Below are 13,749 nucleotides of genomic sequence, written 5' to 3'. Positions count from 1 at the left end.
CGAAAACGTTTATTCGCTGTCCGGTCGGACGTCTCAGCATGAAAATCCTTGTCACGGTGAAGGAGGTGGCAGCCGTCGACGACGAGTTCGAGATCGACGGACTCGCTATCGACGACCGGTACGTCACAGCCGACCTCAACGAGTGGGACGAGTACGCTGTCGAAGCGGCCGTCCAGATAAAGGAGGCCCACGACGACGTCGAGGTCGTCACCGCCACTATCGGCCCGTCCGAGACGGACGAAACGATCCGGCAAGCGCTGGCGAAAGGGGCCGACCGGGCGATCCGTGTCTGGGACGACGCACTCGATGACGCCGGCCTGCTGGACCCCGAAACGAAGGCCCAAGTGCTGGCCGCCGTCGCTGCCGAGGAAGACCCCGATCTGGTGCTGACCGGCGTCCAGTCCGCCGACGACGGGTTCGGGGCGACCGGCGTCACGCTGGCCGACAAACTCGACATGGAGTGGGGCGCTGTCGTCAACGACCTCGACCTCGATCTGGAGGCAGGTGTCGCGAGCGTCCACCGGGAACTGGAAGGCGGCGTCGAGGAACTCACCGACATCGAGATTCCGGCCGTCCTGACGATACAGACCGGGATCAACGACCCACGCTACGCGAGCCTTCGGGGCATCCGGCAGGCCCAGAGCAAGGAGCTCGCGGAGTACAGCCTGGCGGATATCGGCCTCGACGCGGCCGGGATCGAGAGCCCGCTGGAACAGACCTCGCTATACGAGCCTGAAACCGAGGGCGAGGCGACGGTGTTCGAGGGGAGTCCCGAAGAGACGGCGACCGAGTTGGCTGAACTGCTCGCGGAGAAGGGGGTGACCAGCTAATGTCGGTCCTCGCTATCGCCGAACACCGGCGTGGGGAGCTCCGACCGGTGAGCTTAGAACAGTTAGCAGCCGGTCGCGATCTCGCCGACGAACTCGGCGGCGAGCTACACACCGCCGTTATCGGCGGTGACGTCGAGGCGTTCGGGGCAGAGCTGAACCGCGAGGGCGTCGACACCGTCCACACCGTCGATATCGGCGAGGAGTTCAACCACGACGTGTACACGCAGGTCGTCACCCAACTGGCCACGGAGCTGGACCCGACCGTCCTCCTGATGCCCAACAGCGTCAACGGCCTCGATTACGCGCCGGCAGTCGCCAACCGGCTGGACCGGCCGCTCGTGACCGACGTAGTCGACATCGACGCCGAGGACGGCCTCACTGCAACCAGAGAACTGTACGGCTCGAAAGCCGAAACGACAATCGACGTCCACGCCGACCAGGCGGCCGTGACCATCCGTCCGGCTGAGTGGCCGACCATCGAAGCGGACGGGGATGCTGCCATCGAGGCGTTCGACGCGACCATCGATGAGAGCGCCGTCAGGTCCACGGTAAAGGGCTTTGAGGAGGTCGGCGGTGGCGATATCGACATCACGGACGCGGACGTGCTGGTGTCCGTCGGCCGCGGTATCGAGGAAGAGGAGAATCTGGATATCATCCACGACCTCGCTGAGGCGCTGGACGCGACGGTGTCGGGTTCGCGGCCGCTCATCGATAACGGCTGGCTGGCGAAGGACCGCCAGGTCGGCCAGAGCGGGAAGGTCGTCACCCCGGACGTGTACATCGCCATCGGCATCTCTGGGGCCGTCCAGCACGTCGCCGGGATGAAGGGCTCGGACACGATTGTCGCCATCAACACCGACCCGAACGCACCGATCTTCGATATCGCCGACTACGGCATTCAGGACGACTTATTCGAGGTCGTCCCGGCACTTATCGAGCAGTTCCAGTAGCCACGATACACTGAATCGCGGGTGACAAGGTACTTTTTATGGTAGTCCTAAGGGAGCGGTAATGGAGTATCTCGAGCGCCGGCGGGACCGGGTCGAGGAGCGGTTGGAGGCTGTCCTCGACAGCGTGGAGCCGGACGAACTCGCAGACGAAGTGCGTCATGTGGCGCTTTCCGGGGGGAAGCGGGTGCGGCCGACGGTGACAGTGCTGGTGTGTGAGGCGCTGGGCGGGGAGCCGGCCGATGCTGTCGATTTCGCGGTCGGCATCGAGCTCGTCCACAACGCCTCGCTGGTCATCGACGACATCATCGACGAGTCAGAACTCCGGCGGGGGTCCCCGGCTGCCTGGGAAGCCTTCGGCCACGGCCCGGCCATCATCGCCTCCGATGGCCTGCTCGGCGAAGCGTTCAATCTATTCTCGACGGACGAGCGCGCCATGCAGACCGTCTCCGAGTCGATGGTCGAACTGGGCGAGGGCGAGGCGATGGAACTGGTTGCGGAGCCCTCCAACGAGAAGGAGTACATGGAACTGGCTCGCCGGAAAACCGGGGCGCTGTTCCGCGCTGCGGCAGAGCTGGGAGCGATTGCCGCTGACTCGGACCCGTACACGGTTGAGGCGGTCGGTCAGTACGCTGAACGGGTTGGCGTAGCCTTCCAGATGCGCGACGACGTACTCGATGCGACGGCCGACGCCGAAACGCTGGGCAAGCCGGCCGGGACCGACGCGGAGATGGAGCGGCCGTCGCTGGTGGAAGTGACGGAACTGACGACCGAGGAGGCAAACGAGCGAGCGCGGGCCGAGTCCGACGCCGCGCTGGAGTCGCTGTCGACCATCGACGCCCCGGAGTCCCAGTCGATGGAGTACCTGCGGGACCTCGCGGAGTTCGTCGTCGTCCGCGAGCGGTGAGGACCGATCCGAACGGGAGGGCTTTTGCCCGCTGCTCGATTACGCCCGGCAATGACAGTTATCGGTATCGTCGGGCTGCCGGGCAGCGGGAAAAGCGAGGCAGCGAACGTCGCCGCCGAGATGGGCGTGCCGGTCGTGACGATGGGCGACGTCATCCGCGAGGAGTGCCGCGACCGCGGGCTTGACCCCGCGACAGACCACGGGACGGTCGCGAAGGCGCTCCGAGAGGAGAACGGCCCCGCCGCCATCGCCGAACGCTCGCTACCGATGATCGAGGTGGAACTCGAATCGAACGATACCGTCCTCGTCGACGGTATCCGGTCGGACGTAGAGGTCGAAGCGTTCGAATCGGCGTTCGGCGACACGTTCCTACTCGTCGAGGTAGACGCTCCGTTCGAACTGCGGGCCGACCGCCTCGACCTCCGTGGACGGGACACCTCGGCGGAGGACGGCGGCGAATCGCTCGAGGACCGCGACGCTCGCGAACTCGGCTTCGGAATGGGCGAGGCCATGGAGATGGCCGACCTGACCATCGAAAACACGGAGACGCTGGCCGCGTTCCAGCGGACTGTTCGTACACTGATTCGGGACGGTCCGGAGGCACTCGACCAATGAGCGCCGTCTACTCCGTCGACATCCGAATCGAAGTCCCCGTCAACGACACTGAAGTGACCGACCGGGTCGCTGACGCGGTCCGGAATCTCTTCCCTGAGGCTGACCCGACTCACCAGCAGGGTGCACTCGTCGCCGAAGTCCACACGATGGACGGGTTTTCCGAGCTGCTCCACCGGCGGGAAATCCTGGATACAGCCCGGTCGGTCTTCTTCGATAATCTAGAGGGCGACACCTTCGCGTTCGACGTGAAGAAGCAAGCGGCGTTCGAAGGCCGAATCAACTTCGCGGTCGGTGACCCCTCTGAACTGGGCGACATCCATGTGAACGTGACCGTCCACGAACCGACGGCCGAGGAGTACATCGACTACGTCGCGCCGCCGACCGAGGACGGCCAGCCGGTCTACGACGAGGAGACATGACGACGACCATCTGTTTCGACCTCGACGACACGGTCGTCCACTACCCGGAGCCGTACAAGAACATCATCCGCCGGACGGTCGAGGCCCACGGTATCGAGTACACGGACGAGCTACGGGCCGTTAGCAAGGACGTGTTTTACACGGCCTTTGAGGCGCTGGAGCCGGAGCCGTACCGGCAGTCGATGGCCGCCGTCGTCGAAGCGGCCGGGGCAGACGTGGACCTCGATGCACTGGTCGAGACGCTCAGAGAGACCGAATACGCATCGACGACCGTGCCCGAGGCGGCCCGGGATAGCCTGACCGCACTCGCTGCCGACAACCAGCTCGCGATTGTCACCAACGGCATCCGGGAGCGCCAGCTCGGCAAGCTCGACCACCACGGGCTGACCGACCTGTTCGACCGCTTCGTCGCCTCCTACGAGGTTGGCGCACACAAGCCGGACAGCGCACCGTTCGACCGGGTCCGAGAGGAACTGCCGGCCGACGAGTACGTGATGGTCGGCAACGAGTACGAAACCGACGTGGAAGGGGCCCGCAACGCCGGCTTCGTGCCGATTCACTACGAGTCGGGTGAGGACGGCGGGCCGGACCTCTGGGATTCTATCGACGCGCTGGTGTAGCACATACAACTGCCGGCACAGAACGCCGTGGGTATCAGAGGCGGTCAGCCGGCGGTTTCAGGCCAGAAGGGCGGTGAGGATGATGCCGGTGTTCCACGCCGTCACCACGACGCCCAGCAGCGCCAGTCCGAGCGGGACACCGATGGAGTACGGCCAGGAGACGTACTTCCAGATGGCGAAAAAGCCCACGAACACGGCGGCTTTCAGGCCAGTCAGCACCAGCAGTGCGTGCTGTTCCAGCAGTAGCTTGACGACCGGACTGAGCTCTGTCACGCCGGTAATGCTGTAGCCGACGAGCGTCGTGACGAGGTCGCCGACGCCGAAGAAGGCGACGGCAACCACCCACAGGGCGACGGCGGTGTTCGATGGGCCGGTGAGTCGGGCGGGCTGCCGCCAGTTCATAGCCCCCGCTACTGCTCCACAGCACTTCGTTAGTGGTAGCTTCAATGACAACTACAGTGGTAAGCTGCTCTTTCGACCGCTGGGCCTGTCGTACTGTGCTGAGCGCCGAGTCAGCGTAGAGAGACAGTGCGTCGGGGTGTTCCCGTCCGAAGTGAGCAGATACTGCGGGTAATCTCCTCTTTCCAAACGGGATTTCCTGAAGGAACAGCGACCGCGCTACCGCTGGGAGCACATGGACAAATTCAGAGCCCGCTCACGAATATCGCGAGCCACTCACCGAGTTCGCGGCGCTTGCTGACCCGGACCGACTCGACCCACTTCACCCACTGGAAGCCACGGCGGCCCGGTGCGACGAGTCGGAGCGGGTAGCCGTGCCCGTGGGCCAGGCGCTCGCCGTCGACGTGGGTGGCCAGCACGGCATCGCGAGCCTCCGACAGCGGGAGGCTCCACCGGTAGCCGGTCACCGAGCGGAACTGGACCCACGCCGCCGCGTCGTCGGGGTCAACGGCGTCGAGCAGGTCACCGACCCGAACGCCCTGCCACTCGTGGCCGGAGTACCAGCCGCTCGTACAGTCAAGTATCGCCGATTCGGTCGCGTCCGGCGAGAGTTCGTCGGCGGCGTAGCTGGTCTCCTGAGCGACTCGGCCGGCAACCGACAGCGACCAGTCGGCCGCGTCGACCGGGTCCGGGTCGTCGGCGACCCAACTGGTGACGGGGTACCGGTTGCCGTCGTCAGTCCCTTCCTCCCGCGAACCGGTGTACCGGCGGTCCGCGCCGGCCGAGTCGAGCGCGTCGTTGACTGGCCCCTGAACTCGCCAGAGGAGCGCGCCGGCAGTCACCAGCCCGGCGTACCGGAGGACGTCCCGGCGGCCGCCACGGGTGGCCTGTCTTGGAGAGTAGAACCGAGCACGGAGATGCACCAGTAGCAGTGGCGGGACCAGCAGGCCGAGCGCGACGTGCAGGTGAAACAGCCCCCACGGCCCGAGGTCGAGCGTGCCGCCGAATATCCACCAGACGCCGGTGCCGAGCGCGCCCAGCGCGACTGCCGCCAGGACGACCGAGAGGACGCGAGTCCCGGTCAGCCGCGACGGAGCGACGCGGTGGGAAACGCGGTGGAGCTTCACCGGCAGGAGGAGGATCAGCACGACGCCGGAGAGTGCGTGGATGTCGATTATCCACGCGCTGCTGGGGATGCCTGCGAAGATGGTGGCGACACCGGTGACAAGCAGCGTCGCCACTGCCGCGAACAGCCCCCAGTCGACCGCCCGTGGCGTGGGCGTCAGCCGGCGGATGGCCATGACAGCGGTTAGCACTGGAGCGGCTTATACTGCCGTGGCAGCGTGGCGGCGTCAGTACGACTGCCGCAGGACCGTCTCGCCGCTGGCGTTCCGGACGACGACAGTGTCGCCGTCGTTGTTCCAGACCGCCCCGTTCCGGCCCCAGTACCGTTCCGTGTCAGTGTCGGTTCCGCTTCCGGTGTAGAGGGTCACCGACGCGTTCGGGTCGAGGGTCAGGTCCGTGAACGCGTACTGGTGGCCGGCTTCGTCGCTGACTGTCCACCCGGAAAGGTCGAGAGCCGCGTCACCGGTGTTCGTGAGCGTAACGTACTCGTCGTTCAGGTTCTCGTTGTCGTTGCCCGTCGCATCGGGATGGATTTCCGCGATTTCGACGCCGCTGGCACTCTCGGTCCCGCCGTCGGCGATAGCCGTGTGGGTCACTGCGTCCGGGTCCGTACAGCGCCAGAGCCCGCGCCGGTCGGAGCGGGCAGCGTCCTCGGCCACGTAGAATCGGTCGGTGCGGGAGAATTCACTGTCGTATACCCTCGCATGACCAGTCTCGACGAGTCGGTAGTTGAACAGCGTCCCGTCGAGGACGACGTAGGCCAGCAGTCGGTCGTAGTAGCCGCGGCGGTCCAGATTCTGGTCGAACGCGAGCCCGACTGTCTCGCCCAGCAGTTGTTGCTTGGCGAGCGACGACGCGTTTGTGCCGGCCCTGCGGAGGCAGGACGCACCGGCGTCGGTCTCGGGGACGCCCTCGAACTCCGCGGGGTCGTTCTCTGTGTGGACTTCGGGCGTGTCGACACCGACCAGTCGGACCGTGTCACCAGTCCCGTTCTCGTAGGCGACCTGTATCGTATCGCCGTCGACGACAGCCGTGACGGTCACGGTGACAGCGGGCTCCGGAACGTCGACTGCTGACTGGCTGTCAACGGCGGTCCCCGCGGGCTGAGACGGAGAAGTAGTGAAGCCGCTGCAGCCGGCAGCGACCACGAGGACGACGACGAGACCGAACGCGAGCCGACGCATTGTCGAGATGTCGGTGGCCGGCGACACAAGGGTGCCGGTGTCGTCGGGCGGACTGTTATACGTCTGCCATGTCTGGGTTCCGGTAGGATGCTCGTCCCGCTACCAGTCAGAGATATCATGCGGACGCCGGTCAAAACGATCAGCCCCGACGCTCCGGTCATCGAGGCGGCTCAACGCCTCCGCGACGAGGATATCGGTTCACTCGTCGTCGAGGACGATGGCGGCTGTGTCGGCATCATCACGGAGAGCGACATCGTCGCCGTCACCGCAGCCGAGGGAGATACCAGAGCGCTGTCGGTCAGCGACGTAATGACCGAGACGCTGTTGACGGTCACGCCCGACGCGGACATCGAAACGGCCGTGGATCGGCTGCGGACGAACAACATCAAGAAACTGCCCGTCGTCGAGGACGGGTCTCTCGTCGGCATCGTCACGACGACCGACCTCTCGGACTATATCCCGCACCTCTCGCGGGCAAGGGGAGCGTTCGACGACCAGACCCAGCGAAAGCGGTTCACCCGGCCGGACACGCTGTACGAGAACGAGGACTGGACGTTCGAGAGCTACGGGACCGCCGACGGTATCGACGTGGGTGACCACGTCCAGTTCAGCAAGACGATATCCAAGGCCGATGTGGAGGCCTTCGCCGAGGCGAGCGGCGACACGAACAGACTCCACCTCGACGCGGCGTTCGCCGAGGGGACGCGCTTCGGCCGCCGGATCGCCCACGGAACGCTCGTTTCCGGAATTATCAGTGCAGCCCTGGCACGACTCCCCGGGCTGACAATCTACCTCTCCCAGGAACTGAGCTATCAGGGGCCCGTCGACATCGACGAGGAAGTCACGGCCCACTGCGAAGTCGTCGAGCGCATCAAGGACAACCGGTTCCGCCTGGCCACGGCCGTTGACGATTCAGAGGGGAACTGCGTCATCGAGGGCGACGCCGTCGTCATCTCCGACCCGATTCCGGACACAGCCTGAGCCGACAATCGGGCGCATCCTGTCACGTTCGAACGGGGCTGCTCGGACAGAACTCCCACCGCGTTTCATGTTTTGTGTTACCAAATAACAATTGTTAATAATCTGCTAGTAGATGTGTCTGTTATGGACGCTGTCGAACGGCCGACTTTCGAGACCAGCGCGGCGATGGAGGTGTATCAGCACGTCGAGCGACACGGGACGGCGGCACGGCACAGAGTCCGTGAGATGGTTGACCTCTCGCCGGAGGCGTTCGAGGAGGCACTGACACACCTCCTGTCGAAGGGGTACATCGAGGACGACGGCGGGACCCTGACGCTGGCGCTCGATGTCGGCTCGGTCGAGCAACACACCACAGACGGGCTGACGTACACGATTCGGCCGGCCCACAACGACGACTTCGAGGGGCTCGTCCAGACCATTCGGAACGTCTCCAGCGACGGCACGTACGTCGTCGCCGAGAGCGTCGCCGAGCAGTTGCTGTACGAGGACGCCGTCACGCGACACAACACGGTCGAATCGCGGGTGTTCTTCGTCGCCACAGTCGACGGGGAGGTCGTCGGCTGGTGTCACCTCGATATCCCGCAACTGGACAAGCTCCGCGAGACGGCCCAGCTCACCGTCGGCGTCAGGGAAGAGCAGCGTGGCCAGGGCATCGGCAGCCAGCTCATGCAACGCGGGCTGGACTGGGCGAAGGCCAACGGCTACCGGAAGCTGTACAACAGCGTGCCGGCGATCACGGAGAACGCGATGGTGTTCCTCGAAGACCACGGCTGGAACACCGAGGGTATCCGCCGGAACCACTACAGCATCGACGGCGAGCAGGTCGACGAGGTGATGATGGCCTACACGTTCGACTGACGGCGGACCACCGGTTTCTCACTACAGCAGGACGGCCAGCGCCAGCGCGATCCAGACGATTTTCAGCCCCGTGTTGACGACGATGACTTTCGAGCCGAACTCCCGGCCCCAGATGCCGAACTGGAAGGGAATCGAGCGCTTGAACGTCGAGACGGCAAAGGAGATGATGCCGCCGACGAGCATCGTCGCCACGGCGGTCCGGGCAGTGAAGGTTCCGTTCCGGATGAGCGGCGCGATGACCGTCGCCCCCGAGGTCGTATCGAGGGCGTAGGCGGCGATGACTGGGATGGCCGCGCCGGGCAAGCCGAGCAGCCCAGCGAACCCGTCGGCAGCGGCGGTGACGGAGGCCCCGTCGCTGCCAGCCAGCACCAGTAGTTCGTCGCCGTAGGCGACGAGCAGTGAGACGACAGCGTAGATGGCCGCCAGCCGCGGCAGGATATCGCGGACCTTCTCGGCTGTCGCGTCGAACGCCGTCCTGACGGCCGCCCGGCGGCTCTCCGGACGCTCGTCGAACACGTCGCCCGCGTCGTCGGCCGTCCCGCCGTCGGGGGCTGGGCCGGCACCGGCGGCCGACCGGCCGACGTTGGACGCGTCCAGCAGGACCGCGCCGGCGGCGATGCCGGTCAGCGTAATCGCCAGCGCGATGAGCCCCCGCGTGGCGACGTACAGCACCCCGACCCGAAAGCCAAGAATCGGGATGAGTATCGGGGCGTAGAACGTGATGATGTGCTGGGCGAAGCCGAAGAACGTGTTGATGGTGACGGCGATTATCGTCGCACGGTCGGACAGCACGCCCGACTCGCGGAAGTCGGCGAGCATCCCGTAGCCGGCGGTCGTCGACGCCGTCGTCGTCAGGATAGCGGTGCCGACCTCGTCCGGGAGGTTCGCCGGCGACGTGAGATAGCGCGAGACGACGGCGATTTTCTCGACCAAGCCGAACGCGACCGCCAGTTCCGCGAGGAACACGCCAAAGGAGAGGAAGAGCGTGATGCGGAGGACCCTGATAGCGACCTCTCCGAGGACACCGACGACCGGATGGCCAAGTACCGCGGCGACGAGCGACTGCACGCCCGAAAGTAGGAGTCTGGCCGGCAAATGCCCATCGGTAGCGACAGAATCGCGTCGAGCGAGCAATCGCGTCTGTGGCTTAGCACAGCCACTTCACCAAATCACACGAGCACGCGGACAGCACCGAACAGCACCACCACGCCCAGCACGTCACAGACGTTCGTGACGACGGGGATGACCACGTCGTCGGGGTCCAGTTCGAACCGGTAGGCGGCGTAGGTCGTCACCGTCGTCACGACGATAGCAAGCACCGCCAGCAGACTCCCGCTGACGAGCGCGACCAAAACGACCGTCCGGAGCGGGAGCGCAGTGCCGCCGATGACGGCCTGGAGGAGCCACGCACCGGCACCGACGAGCGGGAACAGCGTCACCGCGAGGGCAACGGTGGCGATTGCGTTGCCGGCGAGCCGGTCGTCAGTCGCCGCGAACGACAGGAGGCCGAGGTGAAACGCCGTCGAAAACCGCGCCGCGAGGATGCTGCCGAGGTTGCCCGCCATCCCGATGGTCACCGGGACGAGCACGAGCAACGACGGGTACTGCAGCAGCGTTCCCTCGAAGGTATCGAGCACGAGGCCGCTCCCGAGTTCGATAGCAGTGAGCACGACAAGGATGGGGAACATCGTCCGGACGATACCTGAAACCGACCACTGGGACGCGAACTCCGCCACTCAGCCACCCCCCAGTGCGAGGACGAGGCGGGTCGCGCCCAGCAGCGTCGCGATACCGACCACATCGCCCGTCGTCGTCACGACCGGGCCGGCCAGCGTGTCGGGATTGAGTCCGTGGCGGTAACCGACGAACACGACCGAGACGACGGCGATGGTCAACAGCAGTCCGGAGACGAAGCCCGCGATGAGCGCGATGGCGACGAGGGTCGTGAGCGGGGCCGACGGTCGACCGACCAGCGCGAGCAGGGCGACAGCCATCACCGCAGCGACGCCGCTGATGAGCACGCCGTTTGCCAGTGCCGCCGCGACGGCGGCGTTGATGCGGTCGTCGTCGAAGGAAAACCGAGGGTCGATAAGCCCCTGATGGAGTGCCGACCCCAGGCGTGCGCCGAGCGAGCCGTAGACGTTCCCCCGAGTGGCGAGCAGCGCCGGCACGAGCACGAGCAGCCCGGCGACGTCCTGTAGCTCCGCGTCCATACCGCCGAGGACGACGCCCGCGAAGAGGCCACCGACCGCACTGAGTGCCAGCACCGGGAGCGATTCCCGGTAGGCTTCGAGTGCCACCTCGCGGACAGTCATTGCAGGGCGAAGGGCGGCGAGCGAAAAAAAGCCCCCTGATAGCGCTGGCGCGCCCTCAACCGGTCGACTGCGCCCTGTCACGCCACGGCGGCGGTCCGACCGTCGTGTTGCCGACCGCGGTAAACCTGACAGTTCTGGTTACAGTGACTGGTTCGTCGCCGTCCGTGAGCGTCGTATACTCGGTCCGGTAGTGCCGGACAAGGCCCGACTGCGTGACGTGGGCGACGAGCGTCGCGTTCTCCCGGGACGCCCACGCTGTCGACGAGGTGTTCTCCCGTAGCCGGTCCCCTCTGATGACGTAGGTGGTCCCGTCTGACTGCTGGGGCTGCAAGGTCCGGGTGTGGAACGGGGCAACGGTCCGAGTGACGTCGGCGGCCGGACGGCCGTTCAACGCGGCGGCGTGAACCCAGTACCGCCACGTTCCGGCGTAGCTGTCCGGCGGGTCGTACTCGTTGTAGATCGTCTGGTTGTCGCGCACGAGTCGGCGGAGATACGTATCGCCGTCGGACCAGAACGACGCGGTCGCCGGCGGCCGACCGAGGAGCACCGGGGCGGCAGGGCCGCGGACAGTGACGTTGGCGAGGTGTGTCCGGTTCGCGTCCAGCACGACCTGGACTCGGAGGTGGGACCGCAACGACCCGTTTGCATATCTGACGGTCCGGTTCATCGTCAGCGTGTACCCGGTTCCGTTGAGACGGTCACCGTGTGCGGAACCGAGCAGAGATGGGCTGGTGACGCCCGTCGCCCCGACGCCGGCCGGATACGTGGTCGCGGAGTCGGTCGGCACCGGGGCGGGCGTCACCGGCGTCGCCGAGTCGTCGCCGCCGCTGAACCCGAACCCCCCACAGCCCGCGGTAACGACGACGATGAAGACGAGTAACTGCCGACGCAGATTCCTCGCCATGCTCTAGCAAACCAACCAGATCGGAATAAGTCTACGGATCGCCATTTAGCCGATATCTGTCAGTGCATGGATGTGAAACCGTTGGTTAACCTACCGAAACTATTATGATAGATTGAACCACCGTATGGAACATGCCAACTAATGGCAGTACGGTCAACCGACGACAGTTGCTGAAGAGTACGGGCGTTGCAGGTGTGGCGGGGCTGACGGGACTGGCCGGTTGTTCCGGTGGCGACGGTGGCGATGGTGGCGGCGATGGCGGCGATGGTGGCGACGGTGGCGGCGACGGTGGCGACGACTACCCGTCGCTCGGGAACTTCCCGGTCGAGGGCGACACGGTCACGTTCGGGTTCAACGTTCCACAGTCCGGGCCCTACTCCTCAGAGGGCCAGGACGAACTACGGGCGTACGAACTCGCCCAGAAGCACCTCAACAACGGGGGTGGCTGGGTGGACAGCTTCGAGGACCTCAGCGGCGACGGCGTCCTCGGGTACACGGTCGATTCGGTGAACGGCGACACGGCGACCGACGCCGATACCGCTCGACAGGCCGCCTCGCGGATGATAAACCGGGACGACGTGGTGATGATCTCGGGCGGCTCTTCCAGCGCAGTGGCCATCGCCGTGCAGGGCCTCTGTCAGTCGCAGAACGTCATGTTCATGGCCTGTCTGACGCACTCGAACGACACGACCGGCAAAGACTGCGCCCGGTACGGGTTCCGGGAGATGTTCAACGCGTACATGACCGGACAGGCACTCGCGCCGGTGCTTGAAAGCGAGTACGGCTCGGACAACGAGTTCTACCAGCTGTACGCCGACTACTCCTGGGGCCAGACCCAACAGGACTCGATGAACCAGTTCCTCTCGGAGATCGGCTGGGAAGAGGTCGACAGCGTGCCGACGCCGCTCGGGACCAGCGACTTCTCCTCGTATCTCTCGGAGGCCGCAAACAGCGGCGCGGACGTGCTCGTCCTGAACCACTACGGGCTGGACGGCGCGAACTCCGTCTCGCAGGCCGTCGATGCCGGTATCGACGAGGACATGGAGCTCGTCGTCCCGTTGTACAACCGCCCGATGGCACAGGCCGCCGGTGGCTCCATCGAAGGCATCTACGGAACGATCGCCTGGGACTCCCAGATCGACAACGAGGCGTCGAACGCGTTCACGCAGGCCTTCCAGGACGAGTACGACCGCGTCCCGTCCGGTCCGGCCCAGCTCGCCTACGCCCAGACGCTCCAGTACGCGGCCGCCGCCGAACGAGCGGGCACGTTCTACCCGCCGGAGGTCATCCGCCAACTGGAGGACTACGAGTACAGCAACATCGGCATGGGTCAGGAGACGATGCGTGCCTGCGACCACCAGGCCCAGCGTGACATTCCGGTCGCACAAGGGCTGCCGGAGAGCGAGCAGGGCGACGGGAACTTCATCGAGATTGTCGAGATCACGTCCCGAGACGACGTCGGATACGGGTGCGATTCCGGACCGGCCGCGGAGTGTGAACTCGGCGAGTACGGCGACGAATAGGGCAGAATCCGGGCAGGGGACCGTACCCCTCATGATTTATAGTGCATGAGGTTGCCTTACTTGATACACAAAAACTAGCATGATTAGGAATACGCAGAGAGTACGAGAAGAGTGCGGTGGGG

Annotated in this window: 16 protein-coding genes; 9 read left to right on the top strand and 7 right to left on the bottom strand. The window is 65.5% G+C overall.

Annotation, left to right across the window (positions count from 1 at the left end; all coding sequences use genetic code 11):
- Window positions 1–38 precede the first annotated feature (38 nt).
- The 6 genes from HAH_RS01990 to HAH_RS01965 all read left to right on the top strand — a co-directional run bounded on the left by HAH_RS01990 (window position 39) and on the right by HAH_RS01965 (window position 4,338).
- Window positions 39–830 (top strand): electron transfer flavoprotein subunit beta/FixA family protein, encoded by a 792-nt coding sequence (locus HAH_RS01990; protein WP_008311121.1) that lies wholly within the window; start codon window positions 39–41, stop codon window positions 828–830.
- The gene (locus tag HAH_RS01985) at window positions 830–1,780 is read left to right on the top strand and encodes an electron transfer flavoprotein subunit alpha/FixB family protein (RefSeq protein WP_014039402.1); all 951 of its coding nucleotides are present in this window, start codon (window positions 830–832) and stop codon (window positions 1,778–1,780) included. Before HAH_RS01990 ends, HAH_RS01985 begins: the two co-directional genes overlap by 1 nt.
- A 61-nt stretch (window positions 1,781–1,841) precedes the next feature.
- On the top strand, window positions 1,842–2,684 hold the full coding sequence (locus HAH_RS01980; protein WP_004594002.1) for a polyprenyl synthetase family protein: 843 nt from the start codon (window positions 1,842–1,844) through the stop codon (window positions 2,682–2,684).
- 51 nt (window positions 2,685–2,735) lie between these two features.
- Complete coding sequence (locus HAH_RS01975; RefSeq protein ID WP_014039401.1) at window positions 2,736–3,299, top strand: AAA family ATPase; 564 nt, start codon at window positions 2,736–2,738, stop codon at window positions 3,297–3,299.
- A complete protein-coding gene (locus HAH_RS01970) occupies window positions 3,296–3,718 on the top strand; it encodes an RNA-binding domain-containing protein (RefSeq protein ID WP_014039400.1) in 423 nt (140 codons plus the stop codon). The genes HAH_RS01975 and HAH_RS01970 overlap by 4 nt, the downstream gene beginning before the upstream one ends.
- A complete protein-coding gene (locus HAH_RS01965) occupies window positions 3,715–4,338 on the top strand; it encodes an HAD family hydrolase (protein WP_014039399.1) in 624 nt (207 codons plus the stop codon). Before HAH_RS01970 ends, HAH_RS01965 begins: the two co-directional genes overlap by 4 nt.
- 57 nt (window positions 4,339–4,395) lie before the next feature.
- On the opposite strand, the gene HAH_RS01960 is transcribed toward HAH_RS01965, so the two are convergent.
- The 3 genes from HAH_RS01960 to HAH_RS01950 form a co-directional block, all read right to left on the bottom strand.
- The gene (locus HAH_RS01960) at window positions 4,396–4,740 is read right to left on the bottom strand and encodes a hypothetical protein (protein ID WP_014039398.1); all 345 of its coding nucleotides are present in this window, start codon (window positions 4,738–4,740) and stop codon (window positions 4,396–4,398) included.
- A gap of 242 nt (window positions 4,741–4,982) precedes the next feature.
- A complete protein-coding gene (locus HAH_RS01955) occupies window positions 4,983–6,038 on the bottom strand; it encodes a molybdopterin-dependent oxidoreductase (protein WP_014039397.1) in 1,056 nt (351 codons plus the stop codon).
- A 51-nt stretch (window positions 6,039–6,089) separates the two neighbouring features.
- On the bottom strand, window positions 6,090–7,046 hold the full coding sequence (locus HAH_RS01950) for a lamin tail domain-containing protein (protein WP_044952137.1): 957 nt from the start codon (window positions 7,044–7,046) through the stop codon (window positions 6,090–6,092).
- Between the two features lie 87 nt (window positions 7,047–7,133).
- On the opposite strand from HAH_RS01950, the gene HAH_RS01945 reads away from it, so the two are divergent.
- Together HAH_RS01945 and HAH_RS01940 are read left to right on the top strand one after the other, a co-directional pair.
- A complete protein-coding gene (locus HAH_RS01945) occupies window positions 7,134–8,027 on the top strand; it encodes a CBS domain-containing protein (RefSeq protein ID WP_014039395.1) in 894 nt (297 codons plus the stop codon).
- Window positions 8,028–8,150: 123 nt separating this feature from the next.
- Window positions 8,151–8,885: a GNAT family N-acetyltransferase gene (locus tag HAH_RS01940; RefSeq protein WP_014039394.1), complete on the top strand. Its 735-nt coding sequence runs from the start codon at window positions 8,151–8,153 to the stop codon at window positions 8,883–8,885.
- Between the two features lie 21 nt (window positions 8,886–8,906).
- Here HAH_RS01940 and HAH_RS01935 read toward each other — a convergent pair whose 3' ends face one another.
- The 4 genes from HAH_RS01935 to HAH_RS01920 form a co-directional block, all read right to left on the bottom strand.
- On the bottom strand, window positions 8,907–9,953 hold the full coding sequence (locus HAH_RS01935) for a nucleoside recognition protein (RefSeq protein WP_044951650.1): 1,047 nt from the start codon (window positions 9,951–9,953) through the stop codon (window positions 8,907–8,909).
- A 101-nt stretch (window positions 9,954–10,054) separates the two neighbouring features.
- Window positions 10,055–10,621 carry a magnesium transporter gene (locus HAH_RS01930; protein ID WP_014039392.1) on the bottom strand — a complete coding sequence of 189 codons (567 nt, stop codon included), beginning with the start codon at window positions 10,619–10,621 and terminating at the stop codon, window positions 10,055–10,057.
- A complete protein-coding gene (locus tag HAH_RS01925; RefSeq protein WP_014039391.1) occupies window positions 10,622–11,200 on the bottom strand; it encodes a magnesium transporter in 579 nt (192 codons plus the stop codon).
- 55 nt (window positions 11,201–11,255) lie between these two features.
- A complete protein-coding gene (locus HAH_RS01920; protein WP_014039390.1) occupies window positions 11,256–12,104 on the bottom strand; it encodes a DUF7537 family lipoprotein in 849 nt (282 codons plus the stop codon).
- Between the two features lie 131 nt (window positions 12,105–12,235).
- On the opposite strand from HAH_RS01920, the gene HAH_RS01915 reads away from it, so the two are divergent.
- Entirely contained in the window at window positions 12,236–13,627 is a 1,392-nt protein-coding gene (locus HAH_RS01915) for a substrate-binding protein (protein ID WP_014039389.1), read from the top strand.
- Window positions 13,628–13,749 lie beyond the last annotated feature (122 nt).

Origin of the sequence: Haloarcula hispanica ATCC 33960, assembly GCF_000223905.1 — an archaeon.
GTDB classification, from domain to species: domain Archaea; phylum Halobacteriota; class Halobacteria; order Halobacteriales; family Haloarculaceae; genus Haloarcula; species Haloarcula hispanica.
This window is presented reverse-complemented; position numbering and strand designations above follow the sequence as displayed.